Annotated in this window: 18 protein-coding genes; 7 read left to right on the forward strand and 11 right to left on the reverse strand. The window is 70.6% G+C overall.

Annotated elements, in window-relative coordinates; genetic code table 11:
* Positions 1-39 precede the first annotated feature (39 nt).
* From ACFRKB_RS00505 to ACFRKB_RS00520, 4 genes are all read left to right on the forward strand, one after another.
* Positions 40-1,458 (forward strand): phytoene desaturase family protein, encoded by a 1,419-nt coding sequence (locus tag ACFRKB_RS00505; protein ID WP_383101995.1) that lies wholly within the window; start codon positions 40-42, stop codon positions 1,456-1,458.
* A gap of 59 nt (positions 1,459-1,517) precedes the next feature.
* Entirely contained in the window at positions 1,518-2,090 is a 573-nt protein-coding gene (locus tag ACFRKB_RS00510; protein WP_383101996.1) for an O-acetyl-ADP-ribose deacetylase, read from the forward strand.
* A 65-nt stretch (positions 2,091-2,155) separates the two neighbouring features.
* Positions 2,156-3,652 carry an AlkA N-terminal domain-containing protein gene (locus ACFRKB_RS00515; protein ID WP_383101997.1) on the forward strand — a complete coding sequence of 499 codons (1,497 nt, stop codon included), beginning with the start codon at positions 2,156-2,158 and terminating at the stop codon, positions 3,650-3,652.
* 11 nt (positions 3,653-3,663) lie between these two features.
* On the forward strand, positions 3,664-4,188 hold the full coding sequence (locus ACFRKB_RS00520; RefSeq protein WP_383101999.1) for a methylated-DNA--[protein]-cysteine S-methyltransferase: 525 nt from the start codon (positions 3,664-3,666) through the stop codon (positions 4,186-4,188).
* Positions 4,189-4,297: 109 nt separating this feature from the next.
* Here the strand turns inward: ACFRKB_RS00520 and ACFRKB_RS00525 are convergent, their stop codons facing one another.
* The 3 genes from ACFRKB_RS00525 to ACFRKB_RS00535 all read right to left on the reverse strand — a co-directional run bounded on the left by ACFRKB_RS00525 (position 4,298) and on the right by ACFRKB_RS00535 (position 7,005).
* Complete coding sequence (locus ACFRKB_RS00525; RefSeq protein WP_383102001.1) at positions 4,298-5,020, reverse strand: SIR2 family NAD-dependent protein deacylase; 723 nt, start codon at positions 5,018-5,020, stop codon at positions 4,298-4,300.
* 111 nt (positions 5,021-5,131) lie between these two features.
* Complete coding sequence (locus tag ACFRKB_RS00530) at positions 5,132-6,355, reverse strand: hypothetical protein (protein WP_383102003.1); 1,224 nt, start codon at positions 6,353-6,355, stop codon at positions 5,132-5,134.
* Positions 6,356-6,501: 146 nt separating this feature from the next.
* Positions 6,502-7,005: an NUDIX domain-containing protein gene (locus tag ACFRKB_RS00535; RefSeq protein ID WP_383102005.1), complete on the reverse strand. Its 504-nt coding sequence runs from the start codon at positions 7,003-7,005 to the stop codon at positions 6,502-6,504.
* 192 nt (positions 7,006-7,197) lie between these two features.
* On the opposite strand from ACFRKB_RS00535, the gene ACFRKB_RS00540 reads away from it, so the two are divergent.
* Genes ACFRKB_RS00540 through ACFRKB_RS00550 form a run of 3 tightly spaced genes read left to right on the forward strand, consistent with a single transcriptional unit; the run spans position 7,198 to position 8,761 of the window.
* Positions 7,198-8,355 carry a glycerate kinase gene (locus tag ACFRKB_RS00540; protein ID WP_383102006.1) on the forward strand — a complete coding sequence of 386 codons (1,158 nt, stop codon included), beginning with the start codon at positions 7,198-7,200 and terminating at the stop codon, positions 8,353-8,355.
* A 38-nt stretch (positions 8,356-8,393) separates the two neighbouring features.
* Entirely contained in the window at positions 8,394-8,636 is a 243-nt protein-coding gene (locus tag ACFRKB_RS00545; protein WP_383102008.1) for a hypothetical protein, read from the forward strand.
* Positions 8,633-8,761, forward strand: coding sequence for a hypothetical protein (locus tag ACFRKB_RS00550; protein ID WP_383102010.1), 129 nt, complete (start codon positions 8,633-8,635; stop codon positions 8,759-8,761). The genes ACFRKB_RS00545 and ACFRKB_RS00550 overlap by 4 nt, the downstream gene beginning before the upstream one ends.
* Before the next feature lie 273 nt (positions 8,762-9,034).
* On the opposite strand, the gene pssA is transcribed toward ACFRKB_RS00550, so the two are convergent.
* The 8 genes from pssA to ACFRKB_RS00590 form a co-directional block, all read right to left on the reverse strand.
* Positions 9,035-9,889: a CDP-diacylglycerol--serine O-phosphatidyltransferase gene (gene pssA / locus ACFRKB_RS00555; RefSeq protein WP_030350528.1), complete on the reverse strand. Its 855-nt coding sequence runs from the start codon at positions 9,887-9,889 to the stop codon at positions 9,035-9,037.
* Entirely contained in the window at positions 9,882-10,529 is a 648-nt protein-coding gene (locus tag ACFRKB_RS00560) for a phosphatidylserine decarboxylase (RefSeq protein ID WP_030350527.1), read from the reverse strand. Before ACFRKB_RS00560 ends, pssA begins: the two co-directional genes overlap by 8 nt.
* Positions 10,530-10,713: 184 nt before the next feature.
* The gene (locus tag ACFRKB_RS00565; RefSeq protein WP_383102012.1) at positions 10,714-11,919 is read right to left on the reverse strand and encodes an acyl-CoA dehydrogenase family protein; all 1,206 of its coding nucleotides are present in this window, start codon (positions 11,917-11,919) and stop codon (positions 10,714-10,716) included.
* 7 nt (positions 11,920-11,926) lie between these two features.
* On the reverse strand, positions 11,927-12,433 hold the full coding sequence (locus ACFRKB_RS00570; protein ID WP_383102014.1) for a MaoC family dehydratase: 507 nt from the start codon (positions 12,431-12,433) through the stop codon (positions 11,927-11,929).
* A gap of 2 nt (positions 12,434-12,435) precedes the next feature.
* Positions 12,436-13,437 carry an HpcH/HpaI aldolase/citrate lyase family protein gene (locus ACFRKB_RS00575; RefSeq protein WP_365972109.1) on the reverse strand — a complete coding sequence of 334 codons (1,002 nt, stop codon included), beginning with the start codon at positions 13,435-13,437 and terminating at the stop codon, positions 12,436-12,438.
* Positions 13,434-15,470, reverse strand: coding sequence for a protein meaA (locus ACFRKB_RS00580; RefSeq protein WP_383102015.1), 2,037 nt, complete (start codon positions 15,468-15,470; stop codon positions 13,434-13,436). Before ACFRKB_RS00580 ends, ACFRKB_RS00575 begins: the two co-directional genes overlap by 4 nt.
* A gap of 28 nt (positions 15,471-15,498) precedes the next feature.
* Positions 15,499-16,872, reverse strand: coding sequence for a crotonyl-CoA carboxylase/reductase (ccrA, locus tag ACFRKB_RS00585; protein WP_383102017.1), 1,374 nt, complete (start codon positions 16,870-16,872; stop codon positions 15,499-15,501).
* A gap of 464 nt (positions 16,873-17,336) precedes the next feature.
* Complete coding sequence (locus ACFRKB_RS00590) at positions 17,337-18,149, reverse strand: TetR family transcriptional regulator (RefSeq protein WP_383102019.1); 813 nt, start codon at positions 18,147-18,149, stop codon at positions 17,337-17,339.
* Between the last annotated feature and the right edge of the window lie 28 nt (positions 18,150-18,177).

Consider the following 18,177-nt stretch of genomic DNA (forward strand, 5'->3'; position numbering starts at 1 on the left):
CTGGGGCTCCTTGCCATCGGCTGACAAAGGAGTCCGAAGGTGACCTCGATGCTCGATGCCGTCGTCGTGGGGGCGGGACCCAACGGGCTGACCGCCGCGGTCGAGCTGGCCAGGCGTGGATTCTCCGTGGCCGTGTTCGAGGCCAAGGACACGGTCGGGGGCGGTGCCAGGACGGAAGAGCTGACGCTCCCCGGATTCCGCCACGACCCCTGTTCCGCCGTCCATCCGCTGGGGGCGGGATCGCCCGTCTTCAAGACGATGCCGCTCGCCCGGTACGGCCTCGACTGGCTCCACCCCGAGCTGCCGATGGCGCATCCCTTCGACGACGGGACGGCGGCCGTCCTGTCCCGCTCCGTCGCCGAGACGGCCGCGTCGTTCGGGCCGCGCGACGCCGGTGCGTACCGGCGGCTCGTCGCCCCGTTCCGCGGCAAGTGGGACACTCTCGCCCGGGACTTCATGTCCCTGCCGCTGACCGCGCTGCCGCGCGACCCCATCACCCTGGCGCGGTTCGGTCTCACCGGACTGCCGCCCTCCACCTGGCTGACCCGCCGGTTCCACGACGAGAAGGCGAAGGGCCTGTTCGCGGGGCTCGTCGCCCATGTCATCGCCCCGCTGAACGGCATCGCGACCGGCGCCGTCGGTCTGGTCTTCGCGCTCGCCGCGCACGCGGGCGGCTGGCCGATGCCGCGCGGCGGCTCCCAGTCGATCGCGGACGCGCTCACGGCGTACCTCCGGGACCTGGGAGGCACGGTCCACACCGGATACGAGGTCAAGCGGCTGGACGAGCTGCCGCCGGCCCGCGCGTATGTCTTCGACACCTCACCCACCGCACTGGCCCGGATCGCGGGCCTCGGCAGGGCGTACGACGGCTACCGGTACGGCGCGAGCGTCTTCAAGATCGATTACGCGCTGGACGGACCCGTGCCCTGGACGGCCGAGGAGCCCAGACGGGCCGGCACGGTCCAGATCGGACCCACCAGCGCGGAGATCGGCACCGCGCTGCGCCAGGCCGCGGGCGGACAGGCGCCGTCGGCACCGTTCCTGATCACCGCGCAGCCCAGCCTCGTCGACCCGTCCCGCGCGCCCGAGGGCAAGCAGGTCTTCTGGGCGTACGGCCATGTCCCGAACGGCTGGCGGGGCGACCTCACGGACGCGGTCGAACGGCAGATAGAACGCTTCGCGCCCGGCTTCCGCGACCGCGTCCTGGCCCGCGCCACCGCGGGCCCGCCCGAGCTGGCCGCCCGTAACGTCAACTACGTGGGCGGGGACATCGCGTGCGGCGCCGCCTCCGGGCTCCAGCTGCTGCTGCGCCCGAAGATCTCCTTCTTCCCGTACGCCACCCCGCACCCCGCCGTCTTCCTCTGCTCGTCCGCGACCCCGCCGGGGCCCGGGGTGCACGGGATGTCCGGGCACAACGCGGCGAAGGCGGTGTGGCGAAAGCTCCGCGCGGTCCGATGAGCCGACCCCCCGAGCCGCCGCTGAGCAGGGCCCGTGCCGGGCCCGAGGAGGCCAAGCGCATGACGCACCTGACCCTCGTCCTCGGAGACATCGCCGACCAGCACGCCGACGCGCTCGTCAACGCCGCGAACTCCTGGCTGCTGAGCGGCGGCGGTGTCGACGGCGCGATCCACGCCCGCGCCGGGCGTGCCCTCACGGAGGCGTGCCGTGAGCTGCGCGCGTCCCAGTACGGCCGCGGGCTGGCCACCGGACAGTCCGTCGCCACCACCGCGGGCCGCCTCCACGCTCTCTGGGTGATCCACACCGTAGGACCACGCTGGGACCGGCACGACAACCGGTCGAGCCTGCTCGCCTCCTGCTACCGCACCTCACTGGAGGTGGCGGCCGAGCTGGGGGCGCGTACGGTCGCGCTGCCCGCGATCTCCACCGGCACCCACCGGTGGCCGATGGACGACGCCGCCCGGATCGCCGTGCGCACGGTCAGGGAGACGCTTGCCTCGTGGGAGAAGTCGCGGAAGGCGCCGGGGCAACGAGAAGCCGGAGAGGGGACCATCGAGGAGGTACGGTTCGTCCTCTTCACCCAGCGGGCGTACACGGCGTTCGAGACCGCGATGGCGGCCCTGGACGGATGAGCCGTCCGAAGGCTGATGTCGGATTCCTGCCAGCCGAGAGCCCCCGCGTCACGGATGCTGGAGCCATGTACACCGATACCGAGCGCTGTGTGCGGGCCGTCAGGTCCAAGGACGCGCGGTTCGACGGCTGGTTCTTCACCGCGGTCCTGACCACGGGGATCTACTGCCGGCCCAGCTGCCCCGTCGTCCCGCCCAAGGCCGAGAACATGACCTTCTACCCCAGCGCCGCCGCCTGCCAGCAGGCCGGGTTCCGCGCCTGCAAGCGGTGCAGGCCCGACACCAGCCCCGGTTCCCCGGAGTGGAACGCCCGCGCCGACACCGTCGCCCGCGCCGTACGGCTCATCCAGGACGGCGTGGTCGACCGCGAGGGCGTCCCCGGCCTGGCCGGCCGGCTCGGCTACTCGGCGCGCCAGATCGAGCGGCAGCTCCTCGCCGAACTGGGCGCGGGACCGCTCGCCCTGGCCCGCGCCCAGCGCGCCCAGACCGCCCGGCTGCTGATCGAGACGACCGGCCTCCCCATGGCGGACGTCGCCTTCGCGGCCGGCTTCTCGTCGATCCGGGCCTTCAACGACACCGTCCGCGAGGTCTTCGCGCTGTCACCGAGCGAACTGCGCGCACGCGGCGCACGCGGTACGGAGCGGGCCGGTACGCGCGGTACGGAGCCGACGGCCACGCCCGGGGTGATCTCGCTGCGGCTGCCGTTCCGCGCGCCCCTCAACCCGGACAACCTCTTCGGACATCTCGCCGCGACCGCGGTACCGGGCGTCGAGGAGTGGCGGGACGGCGCGTACCGCCGCACGCTCTCGCTGCCGTACGGACACGGCATCGTCGCCCTCACCCCGCGCCCCGACCACATCGCGTGCCGGCTCTCGCTCACCGATCCGCGCGATCTCACCCTCGCCATCAGCAGCTGCCGCCGGATGCTCGACCTGGACGCCGACCCGGTGGCCGTGGACGAGCAGCTGCGCGCCGACCCGCAGCTGACCCCGCTGGTCGACAAGGCGCCGGGGCGGCGCGTGCCCCGTACCGTGGACGCCGCCGAGTTCGCCGTGCGCGCCGTGCTCGGCCAGCAGGTCTCCACCGCCGCCGCCCGCACCCACGCGGCCCGGCTGGTCACGGCGCACGGCGTGCCGGTTGACGACCCCGAGGGCGGGCTCACCCACCTCTTCCCGGCCCCGCGGGCGCTGGCCGCGCTCGATCCCGAGGCGCTGGCCCTGCCGCGCAGCAGACGCACCACCCTCACCACGCTGGTCGCGGCCCTCGCCGACGGCTCGCTCCGGCTCGGCCCCGACAGCGACTGGGACCGGGCACGGGAACAGCTCACCGCCCTGCCCGGGTTCGGGCCCTGGACGGTCGAGGTGATCGCCATGCGCGCGCTCGGCGACCCCGACGCGTTCCTGCCGACGGATCTCGGGATGCGCCGGGCCGCGGCGAGCCTCGGACTGCCCTCCACCCCCGCCGCGCTCACCGCGCGCGCCGCCGCATGGCGGCCCTGGCGGGCGTATGCCGTGCAATATCTGTGGGCCACCGAGGACCACGCCATCAACCACCTTCCCGTGTAAGGAATTTCGTCATGACTGCAGAACGTGGGCGGCACATCGTCCACACCGTGATCGACAGCCCCTACGGACCACTGACCCTGGTCGCCACCGACGGCACGCTGAGCGGCCTCTACATGGTCGCGCAGCGGCATCGCCCGCCGGAGGAGAGCTTCGGGGAACCGGACCCGCGGCCCTTCCCCGAGGTGGTGCGCCAGCTCGGCGCGTACTTCGCCGGAGAGCTGACCGAGTTCGATCTGCCCCTGCGGCTGAACGGCACCCCGTTCCAGCGCGAGGTCTGGGGCCAGCTCCAGCGGATCCCGTACGGCGAGACGCGTTCGTACGGCGAACTGGCCGAGTTCCTCGGCAAGCCGGGCGCCTCGCGCGCGGTCGGGCTGGCCAACGGCAAGAACCCGGTCGGCATCATCGTGCCCTGCCACCGCGTGATCGGTTCGACCGGCAGCCTGACCGGCTACGGCGGCGGGCTCGACCGCAAGCAGCGCCTGCTGGTCTTCGAAGGCGCGGCGGCCGAGTCCCCGGCCACCGCCACGCTCTTCTGAACGCGCCCCCCGGCTGAACGCGCGCCCCCCGGCGCCCCTAGGGCCTGTCCTCAAAGTAGCGCCGTCCGCCCGCCGGGCAGGCGGGACTTTGAAGACAGGCCCTAGCGGGTCAGCCGGGGTGGAACCTCTTCAGCAGCGCGGGCAGCGCCGTACCGATCGGCTCGCGAACGATCTCGTCGGCGCGGTCGTCGTACGGCGTCGGCTCGGCGTTGACCACGATCAGCCGGGCCCCATGGTCGGCGGCGATCCCCGCGAGCGAGGCGGCCGGCTGCACCTGAAGGGTCGTACCGACCGCGAGGAACACCTCGCACGCCTTGGCGATCGCCATCGACTGAGCCAGCACCTCGGGGTCGAGCCGCTCGCCGAACATCACCGTCGCCGACTTGAGGACCCCGCCGCACTCCAGACACGGCGGGTCCGCCTCACCCGCCGCCACCCGCGCGAGCGCCTCCTCCATCGACGAGCGCGCGTGGCATCCCGTACAGCTCACCGACCGTGCCGTGCCATGGAGTTCGAGCACTTTACGGGCCGGGAGACCGGCCAGTTGATGCAGCCCGTCCACATTCTGGGTGATCACCCGGACCGCCGTCCCCGCCCGTGCCAGCTCGGCCACCGCCCGGTGCGCGGCGTTGGGCTCGGCGCGCAGCGTGGGGCTCTCGCTCCGCATCCGCCAGGAACGGCGGCGGATCTCCGGGTCCGTCATGTACGCGTCGTACGTGACGAGCTTCTCGGCGCCGGGATCGCGCCGCCACAGGCCATTGGGCCCCCGGTAGTCGGGGATGCCGGAGTCCGTGGAGATCCCGGCGCCGCTGAGGATCGCGACGAGAGTCATGCCGCGAGGGTACGCATCGACGCCGGGGGCGGCGAACCGATTACCCACCGGCCAGGGCCGTCCCACGGCCGCTCGGTCGACGCGGGCCCCCGTCCGCGCTACGGATCCCGCCTACGGTACGGGCTTCACCGGCGGCATCGGCGACACGGGCGCGAAGGGGTTCGGGGTCAGCCCCGTCCAGCGGTGCAGGACCGCGCGGCCGGTCTGCCGGGTGGCGCCGTCGACCTGGACCGTACCGGCCTCGGCGACGTAGTGGCGCCCGCCGCCCAGCGAGATCAGCCCGTACTGTCCGGCCGACTCCCAGCCGTACACCCCGGACGCCGGGTCATGCAGCCCGCGCGGCAGGAGCGAGAGCAACTGCCCCTGCTCCGAAGGCTGCTGGCCGGGGACGGTGCCCCACACGGGCCGCTTCGAGCCGTCGAGGACGAAGAGCGAGTAGTTCGGGAAGCCCGGCTTGGTGCCCTTGTACACGGCCATCAGCCAATTGCCGCTCTCCGCGTCGTACTCCAGGTTCTGCACGCCGTACGTGGTGTTCCCGGTGTACGCGAAGTACTTGCCGTCGGGGGAGGAAGGACCGCTCGTGTGCGGGGCGTCCTCCGTCAGCGGACGCTCGTACCGCTTCCACTGCCGGACGTCGTACTGGAGCAGGACCTGATTGTCGTTGTCCTGGCGGCCGGTGTGGGCGTACACCCCGTACGCGACGGTCAGTCTCGTACCGCCCTCGCGGTCGAAGGAGGGCCCGAACGCGACGCCGTCGATGCCGCTGCACCCGTACCGGTGGTCGGGGGTCTTGGCGGTGTCGCCGTCGAAGACGCCGTCGCCGTTCATGTCGGCCGTGTAGTCCTTCACGACCTCCTGGAGATGGACGGTGGTGACGACGCCGGCGGACGCGGCGTCCATGTTCATCCGGGTGATGCGGGCCCCGTCGAAGACCGCGATGTAGAACGCCTTCGCGGCCTTGTACTCCAGCGAGCCGTAGACCCGTCCGTCCTCGTCGTTGAAGTCCAGGTCACCGAGGTGACCGGTGAAGCCGGTGACGGAGCCGAGGGGCTTGCCGGCCAGATCCGTCTTCACCAGGAGGTTGGTGAAGGAGAAGTACATATGGCCCTTGCGGCGGTCGATGGCCATGCCCTGGAGATGGCCGGACTGCCATGTACCGCCGTCGATACGGGCGGGCAGCGCGGCGGGACGGCTGGGCAGGGTGGCGGGGCGGGCGGGCGCCGCGGCCTCGGCGGAGGTCAGGGCCTGCGCCGCCCCGGCGCCGGCGACGACGGCCGACACGACGACCACGGACATGAGCAGGGCCGCTAACCGGCCGCGTGGGTGCCTTCGCATGATGCCTCCGAGTCCTGGGGTTCCAGGATGATGCCGGGCGGCCGTGCATGAAGGACGAACGCGGAATGAACGTGGGGCAACCACAGGCGCGCTGACGGAGCGTCAATCACCTTCGCGACGAAGGGTTTGGGACGGAGCGCCGCGGCTCAGCCGACCCGGTGCCCGTTCTCCAGCTCCACCGCGCCCCCGCCGGAGTCCAGCACGTCGAGCGCGGCCAGGACCCGCAGCCCGAGCGAGCCCGGCAGATACGCCGGGACCTCGGCGCGGTCCAGCAGCCGCCACGACAGCAGCTCCTCCTCCTGGAGCCGGATCGCCGCCAGCCGCTCGTCGTCCAGCACCCCGCCGTCGTACAGATACGCGGCGATCGGCGGCCGGGCCTGCCCCTGTACCCAGTCGACCGCCAGCAGCCGCCCCGGCTCGATGTCCAGGCCGATCTCCTCCAGGGTCTCCCGCCGAGCGCCCTGGCGCGGGGTCTCACCGTCGTCGGACTCGATGGTCCCGCCGGGCAGCGCCCAGCCGTCCCGGTAATTGGGCTCGACGATCAGTACGCGTCCCGCACTGTCCGTGAGCAGCACGGCAGCCCCTGCGAGCACGCGGGGGAGGCCCGCGATGTACGTGGCGTAGTCGGTGTCCGTATCGGTGTCTGTCACACGGGAAAGCCTAGACGAGTAAGTCCGAAGTCCCGTCTGCCCGGGAACGCCTGGCACGCACGCTCGCCGCGTGGCGCGGAGCGGCATCGCACGCGGGCCCGGAGCCGCACAAGGGCGGCCTATGGGCACGGAGCCGCCGTCCGGATAGGGTCGGGGACGGCGCGACTGCCTGTTCGAAGAGCAAAGGGATTCATGGTGACGGACGGAGCAGTGACGAAGGCCGCACGCGTGCTCGTCGCGGCGGACAAGTTCAAGGGCTCGCTCACGGCCGTGCAGGTCGCGGAGCGTGTGACGGCGGGGCTGCGGCAGATCGTCCCCGAGGTGGCGGTGGAGACCCTGCCCGTCGCGGACGGCGGCGACGGTACGGTCGCGGCGGCCGTGGCGGCCGGTTTCGAACGACGCGAGGTACGGGTCACCGGCCCGCTCGGCGACGAAGTGACCGCGGCCTACGCGCTGCGGGACGGTAAGGCCGTCGTCGAGATGGCGGAGGCCTCGGGCCTCCAGTGTCTGCCGGACGGGGTCTTCGCGCCACTGACGGCGACCACCTACGGCTCAGGCGAACTGCTGCGCGCCGCACTGGACGCGGGCGCGCGCACCATCGTCTTCGGTGTCGGCGGCAGCGCCACGACCGACGGCGGCGCCGGGATGCTCGCGGCGCTCGGCGCCCGCTTCCTGGACGCGGCGGGGCGGCCGGTCGGACCGGGCGGCGGCGGGCTGCGCGACCTCGCCACCGCCGACCTCTCCGGTCTGGACGAACGGCTCGTCCGGACGGAGATCATTCTCGCCAGCGATGTCGACAATCCGCTGACCGGCCCCAAGGGCGCCCCCGCCGTCTACGGGCCGCAGAAGGGCGCGAGCCCCGAGGACGTCGCCACCCTCGACGCGGCCCTCGCCCACTACGCCACGGTCCTGGGGACGGCCATCGGCTCCCGCGCCGCCGCACTCGCGCTCTCACCCGGCGCGGGCGCCGCCGGCGGTATCGGCTACGGCGCGCTGGTCGGCCTCGGCGCGGGCTTCCGGCCCGGGATCGAGGTCATGCTCGACGTGCTGGGCTTCGCCGACGCCCTGTCCCGGGCGACCCTCGTCATCACGGGCGAAGGTTCGCTTGACGAGCAGACCCTGCACGGCAAGGCCCCCGCGGGCGTCGCGGCGGCGGCCCGCGCACAGCACATCGAGGTCGTCGCGGTCTGCGGCCGGCTGACCCTCCCGCCCGAGGCCCTGGGCAGGGCGGGCATCCGCCGCGCCTACGCCCTCAGCAGGCTGGAACCGGACCCGGCCGTCTCCATGGCACAGGCGGGCCCGCTGCTGGAACGCCTGGCGACGGAGATCGCACGGGACTTCCTGCTCTGAGAGCGGGACTTCGAAGAGACACAGTCCGGAGTCGGGGCGTGCGCATACGGGAGGCGCGCCCCGACGAGGCGCCGGCGCTGCGCTCGAAGGCCCACTGGGGTTACGACGAAGCGTTCCTGGCCGCCTGCCGTGACGAACTGCCCATCTCTGCCGACGAGATGACGGCCCGTCGGCTCGTGGTCGCGGAGGACAAGACATCCGGGGAAGCCCTGGGCGTCGCCTCGCTGGAGGGCCGGGCCCCGACGGCGCGCTCGGTCTGCTCTTCGTCGAACCCCGCGTGATCGGCCTGGGCATCGGCCGCGCCCTGTACGCCCATGTCCTGGACCGGGCACGGGAGTTACGCGCGGTCTGCGTACCGTACAGCTGGGCAATGCCGGGGAGTTCCAGGCGCGGTTCGGTGCGCTGACCCCGCGCGCACGGCCCCCGGGACCGGCGAGGCGGCCTCCGGCGGGGCGCCGAACGGCGCCCCGGCGCTCGGCACCACGAACGCGATCAGACGGCTGCCCGTACGGCCCCGGTCCCCGGTGACGACCACGTCCTGGATATGCACCACCGGTGGGGGAGAGCGCACGGGACGGCGCGGGCGCAAGAGAAAGGGCGCGGGCGCAAGGGAAAGGGCCCGGACGCACACACGCGCCCGGGCCCTTCACGATCATTCGCCGTACGGCGACAGCCCTGCCTACGGCAGCTGCGCCGCCCGTGCCTCGCGGCGGTTGCCGCGGAACGTGTTCACGCGCCGGGCCGTGGCGAAGAGCGGGATCACCGCTCCCGTCACCACCTGGAGCGCACAGCCGGTCTGGAGCAGCAGCTGACCACCCGGCGCGTCGAACGCCCAGGCCGCCAGCAGCCCCATCGCGGCCACGATCCAGCTGAGCATCGCCACCGCGAGAATGCCCCGCGGCTTGGGGTACTCGACCCGGCTCACCATCAGCCAGGCCACCCCGATGATCGCGAGCAGCGTCGGTACGAAGGGAAGCTCCAGCAGCACGATCGAGATGACCGTCAGGGCGCCGAAGGGGCTCGGCATCCCCTGGAACATGCCGTCCTTCATCGTCACGCAGGAGAATCTCGCCAGTCGCAGCACGACGGCCAGCAGCACCACGACCGCCGCCAGCGCGGAGACCCGTTGGTGCGCGTCGTCCGCGACCATCCCGTACACCAGTACGAAATACGCCGGGGCGAGGCCGAAGCTGATCAGGTCGGAGAGGTTGTCCAGCTCCGCGCCCATCGGCGAACTGCGCAGCTTGCGCGCCACGAGCCCGTCGAAGAGGTCGAAGATCGCCGCCGCCAGCATCAGGATCACGGCGGTCGCGGCGGAGTGCCGCGCCATGCCGCTCTCGTCACTGCCCGTGAGATGCGGGATGAGGATGCCGGTGGTGGTGAAGTAAACGGCCATGAAGCCGCAGGTGGCGTTGCCGAGTGTGAGGGTGTCCGCTATCGACAGCCGCAGTGAGAGCGGCATGTCTTCCGCGTCGTCCTCCTCCTCGGCCTCGGCCTCCGCGGCCCAGCCGGCTTGCGTATCGGGATCAATCACGGTCAATTCGAGTCACCCCTGCGGTCGTGGTCTGACCGACCTCGACAGCGACATCGACACCTTCCGGAAGGTAGATGTCGACACGCGAGCCGAACCGGATCAGGCCGATGCGCTCGCCCTGTTCCACCTTGGTCCCCTGGGGCAGATACGGGACGATGCGCCGGGCTACCGCCCCGGCGATCTGCACCATCTCGATGTCGCCCAGTTCGGTGTCGAAGTGCCAGACAACGCGCTCGTTGTTCTCGCTCTCCTTGTTGAACGCCGGAACGAATCCGCCGGGGATGTGCTCCACGGACGTCACGGTTCCCGCGAGGGGTGCGCGGTTGACATGGACGTTCAGCGGGCTCATGAAGATGGCGACCCGGGTGCGCCCGTCCTTCCACGGCATGATGCTCTGCACCACACCGTCGGCCGGGGAGATGACCCGGCCCTGAGTGATCTCGCGCTCGGGGTCGCGGAAGAACCACAGCATGCCCGCCGCGAGCGCGGTGGCGGGCACAGCGAGGACCGCTGCGCGCTTCGAGTGACGTGCGCGGACAAGACCGATCGCGGCGGTGGCGACGGTGGGCAGGAGCCACGGCGATGCTCCGCGCGCGAGGCGGACACGGCCGCGTGGTGCAGAGGTTTGGCTGTGGGGCATGGATGACCTTCGTAGCGGATGATGCCGCGCTGGCAACGGGGGGACGGCGGCGGCTTTCCAGCGATGGTACTGGTTTCGAGCCGCAACTGAGCAAGCCAGGACCCGAGTCGAGCGGCTTGAAGCCAGTGCCAGAGGGCGACAGGGTGTGATCTTCTTCGCCATTAAACCCTGACAAAAGTGAAAATTAACCCTGGGATCGGTACTCCTCCAGCAGTCGGCGGCCGATGATCATTTTCTGGATCTCGGCGGTACCTTCGCCGATCAGCAGCATCGGGGCCTCGCGGTAGAGGCGCTCGATCTCGTACTCCTTGGAGAAGCCGTAGCCGCCGTGGATACGGAAGGCGTCCTCGACGACTTCCTTGCAGTACTCGGAGGCGAGGTACTTCGCCATCCCTGCCTCCAGGTCGTTTCGTTCCCCGGAGTCCTTTTTGCGTGCCGCGTTGACCATCATGGCATGGGCGGCCTCGACTTTGGTGGCCATCTCCGCCAGCTTGAACTGGATCGCCTGGTGCTGCGCGATGGGTTTGCCGAAAGTGTGACGTTGCTGGGCATACGCGACTCCGAGCTCGAAGGCGCGCTGTGCGACGCCGCAGCCACGCGCGGCGACATTCACCCGGCCCACCTCGACTCCGTCCATCATTTGGTAAAACCCTCGGCCGGTGGTCCCGCCGAGCACCCGATTGGCCGGAATGCGTAGTCCGTCCATGATCAGCTCGGTGGTGTCGACCCCCTTGTAGCCCATCTTGTCGATCTTCCCCGGGATGGTCAGGCCTGGCCGCACCTCACCGAAACCGGGCTCCTTCTCGACCAGGAACGTGGTCATCGACCTGTGCGGGGCCGTGCCCTCCGGGTGTCCCTCGTCGCTGCGGCACAGCACGGCGACGAGACTCGATGTGCCGCCGTTGGTCAGCCACATCTTCTGGCCGTTCAGTACGTACGAGTCGCCGTCCCTGATCCCCTTGGACGTGATGGCCGCGACGTCCGAGCCGAGACCGGGCTCCGACATCGAGAACGCGCCACGCACCTCGCCGGCCGCCATCCGCGGCAGGAAGGCCGCCCGCTGCTCCTCCGTGCCGTGCTGCTTGAGCATGTACGCCACGATGAAGTGGGTGTTGATGATGCCGGAGACGGACATCCAGCCCCGGGCGATCTCCTCCACGCAGAGCGCGTAGGTGAGCAGGGACTCGCCCAGGCCGCCGTACTCCTCGGGGATCATCAGCCCGAACAGGCCGAGCTCCTTGAGCCCCTCGACGATCCGGTCCGGGTACTCGTCGCGGTGCTCCAGCTCGGTGGCGACCGGGATGATCTCCTTGTCGACAAAGTCCCTTACGGTCGCCAGGATCTCCCGCTGGATGTCGGTCAGCCCGGCTGTCTGGGCGAGTCGGCTCATATCTCTGTCACTTCTCCCGCAGCTCGGGGCGGCCGGGCTGCTCGCCGCCGCGTTCCTTGATGTACGCCTCGGTCGGGACCATCACCTTGCGTCTGAACACGCAGACCAGCGTCCCGTCCTGCGTGTAGCCCCTGGTCTCCACGGAGACGATTCCGCGGTCGCTCTTCGAACGCGACGGTGTCTTGTCCAGCACGACCGTCTCGCCGTACAGCGTGTCCCCGTGGAAGGTCGGCGCGACGTGCCGGAGCGACTCCACCTCCAGATTGGCGATGGCCTTCCCGGAGACATCCGGCACCGACATGCCCAGCAGCAGCGAGTAGACGTAGTTGCCCACGACGACGTTCTTCCCGAAGTCCGTCGTCTTCTCGGCGTAGTTGCTGTCCAGATGCAGCGGATGGTGGTTCATGGTGAGCAGACAGAACAGATGGTCGTCGTACTCCGTGACCGTCTTGCCCGGCCAGTGCTTGTAGACCGCGCCGACCTCGAACTCCTCGAAGGTGCGTCCGAACCTCATCGTCATGCCTCCGGGGCTTCGAACGAGGTGGTGCGCCGCATCCCCGCGGCCCGGCCCTTGCCCGAGATGACCAGCGCCATCTTGCGGCTCGCCTCGTCGATCATCTCGTCGCCGAGCATCGCGGAGCCCTTCTTGCCGCCCGCCTCCGACGTGTAGTACTCGTACGCGTCGAGGATCAGCTCGGCGTGGTCGTAGTCCTCCTGGGAGGGCGAGAAGATCTCGTTCGACGCCTCGATCTGGCCCGGGTGCAGCACCCACTTGCCGTCGTACCCCAGCGCCGCCGCCCGGCGTGCCACCTCGCGATAGCCGTCCACATCGCGGATCTGGAGGTAGGGGCCGTCGATCGCCTGGAGATCGTGGGTACGGGCCGCCATCAGAATGCGCATCAGAATGTAGTGATAGGCGTCCGCGCCATAGCCGGGCGGCTGCTGGCCGACGACGAGGGACTTCATATTGATGGAGGCCATGAAGTCGGCGGGACCGAAGACGATCGTCTCCAGGCGCGGCGAGGCGGCGGCGATCTCGTCGACGTTCACCAGGCCCCTGGCGTTCTCGATCTGCGCCTCGATCCCGATCCTGCCGACCTCGAAGCCCATCGTCTTCTCGATCTGGGTGAGCAGCAGATCGAGGGCGATGATCTGCTGGGCGTCCTGGACCTTCGGCAGCATGACGCAGTCGAGATTGTGTCCCGCGCCCTCCACCACCGTGATCACATCGCGGTAGGTCCAGTGCGTCGTCCAGTCGTTGACCCGCACGACCCGGATCTTGCCCGTCCAGTCGCCCTTGTTGAGCGCGTCGACGATGGTGTGCCGGGCGCCCTCCTTGGCCAGCGGCGCGCAGGCGTCCTCCAGATCCAGGAACACCTGGTCGGCCGGCAGCCCCTGGGCCTTCTCCAGGAAGCGCGGGTTCGACCCCGGTACGGCGAGACACGAGCGGCGGGGCCGCAGCCGGTTCGCGGCGGTTCCGGGCGTCTCGGTGGCGTCGGTGGCAGCAGGCGCGGTCATGCGGGGACCTCCCATGGGTCGAGCTTGTTCGCTGTGCGGATCTCGTCGACGATACGGCCGATGATCTCCGTGATCCCGAAGTCCTTCGGGGTGAAGACGGCGGCCACCCCGGCCGCCCGCAGGTCCTCGGCGTCGCCGTTCGGGATGATCCCGCCGACGATCACCGGGATGTCGCCCGCGCCCGCCTCGCGCAGCCGTCCCAGGATCTCGGGCACCAGCGCGGCGTGCGAGCCCGACAGGATCGACAGGCCCACGCAGTGCACGTCCTCGGCGAGCGCGGCACTCACGATCTGTTCGGGCGTGAGCCTGATGCCCTGGTAGACCACCTCGAAGCCGGCGTCGCGGGCGCGCACCGCGATCTGCTCGGCGCCGTTGGAGTGCCCGTCCAGTCCTGGCTTGCCGACCAGCAGCCGCAGCCGCCCGGTGCCGCCCGGGGCGCCGCGCGCCGAGGTCAGCTCCCCGGCGGTACGGGCCACCTTCTCCCGTACGGCCGCGAGCGCGCTGCCCGTCTCCGCGGACACCGCGACCGGGGCGCCGCTGACGCCCGTGGGCGCGCGGAACTCGCCGAAGACATCCCGCAGCGCCCAGGCCCACTCGCCGGTCGTCACCCCGGCCCGCGCGCACTCCAGGGTGGTGGCCATCAGATTGCCGGTGCCCGCGGCGGCCTTCTTCAGCGCGGTCAGCGCCTCGGTTGCCCTGGCCTCCTCGCGGTTGACCCGCCAGCTCTGGAGAGCCGCCACCACCCCGGCCTCGTTCGCCGGATCGACCGTCATGATGGCGGTGTCGAGATCGGCGGTGAGCGGGCTGGGCTCGGTGGACTCGTAGCAGTTGACGCCGACGATCTTCTCCTCGCCCGACTCGATCCGCGCCCGCCGCTCGGCGTGCGAGGAGACGAGCCGCGACTTGAGATAGCCGGACTCGACGGCGGCCATCACCCCGCCCATCGCCTCGATCCGGTCGATCTCCGCGAAGGACTCGGCGACCAGGTCCGCCACCTTGGCCTCGATGACATGCGAGCCCTCGAAGATGTCCGCGTACTCCAGCAGATCGCTCTCGTGCGCCAGCACCTGCTGGATACGGAGCGACCACTGCTGGTCCCAGGGGCGGGGCAGCCCCAGCGCCTCGTTCCAGGCGGGCAGCTGTACGGCGCGGGCGCGGGCGTCCTTGGAGAGCGTCACGGCGAGCATTTCCAGCACGATCCGCTGGACGTTGTTCTCCGGCTGCGCCTCGGTCAGCCCCAGGGAGTTGACCTGGACGCCATAGCGGAAGCGGCGCTGCCTGGCGTCCTCGATGCCGTACCGCTCCCGGGTGATCCGGTCCCAGATACGGGAGAAGGCCCGCATCTTGCACATCTCCTCGATGAACCGGACACCCGCGTTGACGAAGAACGAGATCCGGCCGACCACCTCCCCCTTGCGCTCCTCGGGGATCTGACCGGACGCGAACACCGCGTCCAGTACGGCGGTCGCGGTGGACATCGCGTACGCGATCTCCTGGACCGGGGTGGCCCCCGCCTCCTGGAGGTGGTAGCTGCAGATGTTGATCGGATTCCACTTGGGGATGTGGTTCACCGTGTACGTGATCATGTCCGTGGTCAGCCGCAGGCTCGGCGCCGGCGGGAAGACATGCGTCCCGCGCGAGAGGTACTCCTTGACGATGTCGTTCTGTGTCGTCCCCTGGAGCCGGCTGATGTCCGCGCCCTGCTCCTCCGCGACCACCTGGTAGAGCGCCAGCAGCCACATGGCGGTGGCGTTGATGGTCATCGAGGTGTTCGTACGCTCCAGCGGGATGTCCTGGAACAGCCGGCGCATGTCGCCGAGGTGCGAGACCGGGACCCCGACCCGGCCGACCTCGCCGCGGGCGAGGACGTGGTCGGGGTCGTAACCCGTCTGCGTCGGGAGATCGAACGCGACGGACAGGCCCGTCTGCCCCTTGGCGAGATTGCGCCGGAACAGCTCGTTGGACGCCTCGGCGGTGGAGTGGCCGGCGTACGTCCGCATGAGCCAGGGCCGGTCCTTCCGACGATCAGGCATGGACTGACGATCAGGCATGGAGGAACCCTCAGCTGTCGCGAGTGTGGGGGGTGGTCCGCTCCACCGAAGCGTCGCGGAACAGGTTGATGGCGTCGAGATGGCGTGCGCGCAGCTCCTCGTCGCGGACCCCGAGTCCCTCGCGCGGCGCCAGTGCCAGCACGCCGACCTTGCCCTGGTGGCGGTTGCGGTGCACGTCATGGGCGGCCTGTCCGGTGTCCTCCAGCGCGTACACCTTCGACAGGGTGGGATGGATCTTCCCCTTGGCGATCAGCCGGTTGGCCTCCCACGCCTCACGGTAGTTGGCGAAGTGCGAGCCGATGATCCGCTTCAGCGACATCCACAGATAGCGGTTGTCGTACTCATGGGTGTAGCCGGAGGTGGAGGCGCAGGTCACGACCGTGCCGCCCTTGCGGGTCACATACACGCTCGCGCCGAAGGTCTCGCGGCCCGGGTGCTCGAAGACGATGTCGACGTCCTCGCCGCCGGTCAGTTCGCGGATGTGCTTGCCGAAGCGCTTCCACTCGCGCGGATCCTGGTGGTGCTCGTCCTTCCAGAACCGGTAGTTCTCGGCGCCGCGGTCGATGATCGCCTCGGCGCCCATCCGCCGGCACAGCTCCGCCTTGCGGTCGCTGGAGACCACACAGACCGGGTTCGCGCCGCCGGCCAGCGCGAACTGCGTGGCGTACGAGCCCAGCCCGCCGCTCGCGCCCCAGATCAGCACGTTGTCGCCCTGCTTCATCCCGGCGCCGTTGCGGGACACCAGCTGGCGGTACGCGGTGGAGTTGACCAGACCGGGGGCCGCGGCCTCCTCCCAGCTGAGGTGCCGGGGCTTGGGCATCAGCTGGTTGGACTTCACCAGCGCCAGCTCCGCCAGACCGCCGAAGTTGGTCTCGAAGCCCCAGATCCGCTGTTCGGGGTCGAGCATCGTGTCGTTGTGGCCGTCGGACGATTCCAGTTCCACGGAGAGGCAGTGCGCGACGACCTCGTCACCCGGCTGCCAGGCGTTGACCCCGGGCCCGGTGCGCAGCACCACGCCGGACAGGTCGGAGCCGATGATGTGGTACGGCAGATCGTGCCGCCGGGCGAGTTCGCTGACCTTGCCGTACCGCTCAAGGAAGCCGAAGGTCGGCAGCGGCTCGAAGATCGAGGTCCAGACGGAGTTGTAATTCACCGAGCTGGCCATGACGGCCACCAGGGCCTCGCCGGGGCCGAGTTCGGGCACCGGCACCTCATCGACGTGGAGCGACTTGCGGGGGTCCTTCTCCCGGGTGGGGAGGTCGGCGAACATCTCCGTCTCGTCCTTGTGCACGGTCACCGCGCGGTACGAGCCGGGCAGCGGCAGTGCGGCGAAGTCGGCGGACGTGGTGTCCGGCGACAGGATCGCGTCCAGGATTTCCTTCACGGTGTTGCCTCCGGCGAAGCTGAGGGTGCGAGATGCGGGGGCTGCTTGCTGGTGCGGTGGAGGTGTGCCGTCGGTTCGGCGGGTGCGGCTGGCTGATCGAGCGTGCGTGGTGCTGATCGGCGGCGCCGGTGGGCGCGGAGGTGCCTGTGACGCAGGCGTCCTGGCGCACAAGCGGGAGAGGGCTTGCGGGAACAGCCGGACACCTTCACGGTATGGCACCCTGTGACAGCTGACAAGGCACTCGGTGCCAACAATTTCTCTCGTTTGTCACCCGCACGGCACGCATGAGCAATGTCTACCGCTCATTCGCCACCACATATCACCACGCGAGATCAAGCGAGCGCATGGCGTAGCCGGGGGCGGGCAGCCCGGGGCGGGGAACCGGGGGCGGGCAGCCGGGGCGGCAGAGGAAAGCGCACCGGACCACGCGGGTCCGATGCGCCGGGCGCGTTACCGGGGAGCGCTCACGCGTCCCTGAGCGCCTGCCTGATGGTGCGCATGACCTCGTCCAGCGGGGCGTCGGTGTGCGCCACCGCCACCAGGACGTCCCCGGTGGTACGCGCCGAGGCCGCCACATGCTCCGGCTTGCCGCCGATGGTCCGGCCCGCGCCGATGCCCGTACCGAACGTGTCGCGCACGATCGAGAAGGCGTGGTCGAGCTGCGCCTCCACATCGCCCTGGCCGCCGGCCCGCAGCCAGCGGCGCAGCACATGGTTGTGCGCGGTGACGACGGCGGACGCGGCGACCTCGGCCAGCAGCGGGTCGTCATTGCCGTCGGTGTGGTCGCGCTCGTCGAAGTGGCCCAGCAGATAGCGGGTGAACAGCCGCTCGTAGCGGGCCACCGAGGCGATCTCGCGCTCCCGCAGCGTGGGGACCTCACGGGTCAGCCGATAGCGCTCCACGGAGACCGCGGGGGAGGCCGCGTACATCCGCATGACCTCCTTGATGCCCCGGCAGACCGTGTCGAGCGGGTGCTCGTGGGCGGGGGCGGCGTTGAGGACCGCCTCCGCCCGTACGAGCGTGTCGTCGTGGTCGGGGAAGATCGCCTCTTCCTTGGAGCGGAAGTGCCGGAAGAAGGTGCGGCGGGCCACCCCCGCCGCCGCGGCGATCTCGTCGACGGTCGTCGCCTCGTACCCCTTGGTCGCGAACAGCTCCATGGCCGCGGCCGCCAGTTCGCGGCGCATCTTGAGCCGCTGGGCGGCGGCGCGGGTACCGGCGGCACTCTCCGGAACGTCGGTCCTGGAGTGTGTACGGGAGGACTTGGCGGGCTGGGACATGAGGTGAACGTACTGCATCGGTGCAGGA

The sequence above is a fragment of the Streptomyces scopuliridis genome (genome assembly GCF_042790125.1).
Taxonomy (GTDB): Bacteria; Actinomycetota; Actinomycetes; order Streptomycetales; family Streptomycetaceae; genus Streptomyces; species Streptomyces scopuliridis_A.

Bases quoted from the DNA above. Each gene is read 5' to 3' on its own strand.
- ACFRKB_RS00510 (WP_383101996.1), top strand. From the start codon at position 1,518: ATGACGCACCTGACCCTCGTCCTCGGAGACATCGCCGACCAGCACGCC.
- ACFRKB_RS00515 (WP_383101997.1), top strand. From the start codon at position 2,156: ATGTACACCGATACCGAGCGCTGTGTGCGGGCCGTCAGGTCCAAGGAC.
- ACFRKB_RS00520 (WP_383101999.1), top strand. From the start codon at position 3,664: ATGACTGCAGAACGTGGGCGGCACATCGTCCACACCGTGATCGACAGC.
- ACFRKB_RS00525 (WP_383102001.1), bottom strand. From the start codon at position 5,020: ATGACTCTCGTCGCGATCCTCAGCGGCGCCGGGATCTCCACGGACTCC.
- ACFRKB_RS00530 (WP_383102003.1), bottom strand. From the start codon at position 6,355: ATGCGAAGGCACCCACGCGGCCGGTTAGCGGCCCTGCTCATGTCCGTG.
- ACFRKB_RS00540 (WP_383102006.1), top strand. From the start codon at position 7,198: ATGGTGACGGACGGAGCAGTGACGAAGGCCGCACGCGTGCTCGTCGCG.
- ACFRKB_RS00560 (WP_030350527.1), bottom strand. From the start codon at position 10,529: ATGCCCCACAGCCAAACCTCTGCACCACGCGGCCGTGTCCGCCTCGCG.
- ACFRKB_RS00565 (WP_383102012.1), bottom strand. From the start codon at position 11,919: ATGAGCCGACTCGCCCAGACAGCCGGGCTGACCGACATCCAGCGGGAG.
- ACFRKB_RS00570 (WP_383102014.1), bottom strand. From the start codon at position 12,433: ATGAGGTTCGGACGCACCTTCGAGGAGTTCGAGGTCGGCGCGGTCTAC.
- ACFRKB_RS00575 (WP_365972109.1), bottom strand. From the start codon at position 13,437: ATGACCGCGCCTGCTGCCACCGACGCCACCGAGACGCCCGGAACCGCC.
- ACFRKB_RS00580 (WP_383102015.1), bottom strand. From the start codon at position 15,470: ATGCCTGATCGTCGGAAGGACCGGCCCTGGCTCATGCGGACGTACGCC.
- ACFRKB_RS00590 (WP_383102019.1), bottom strand. From the start codon at position 18,149: ATGTCCCAGCCCGCCAAGTCCTCCCGTACACACTCCAGGACCGACGTT.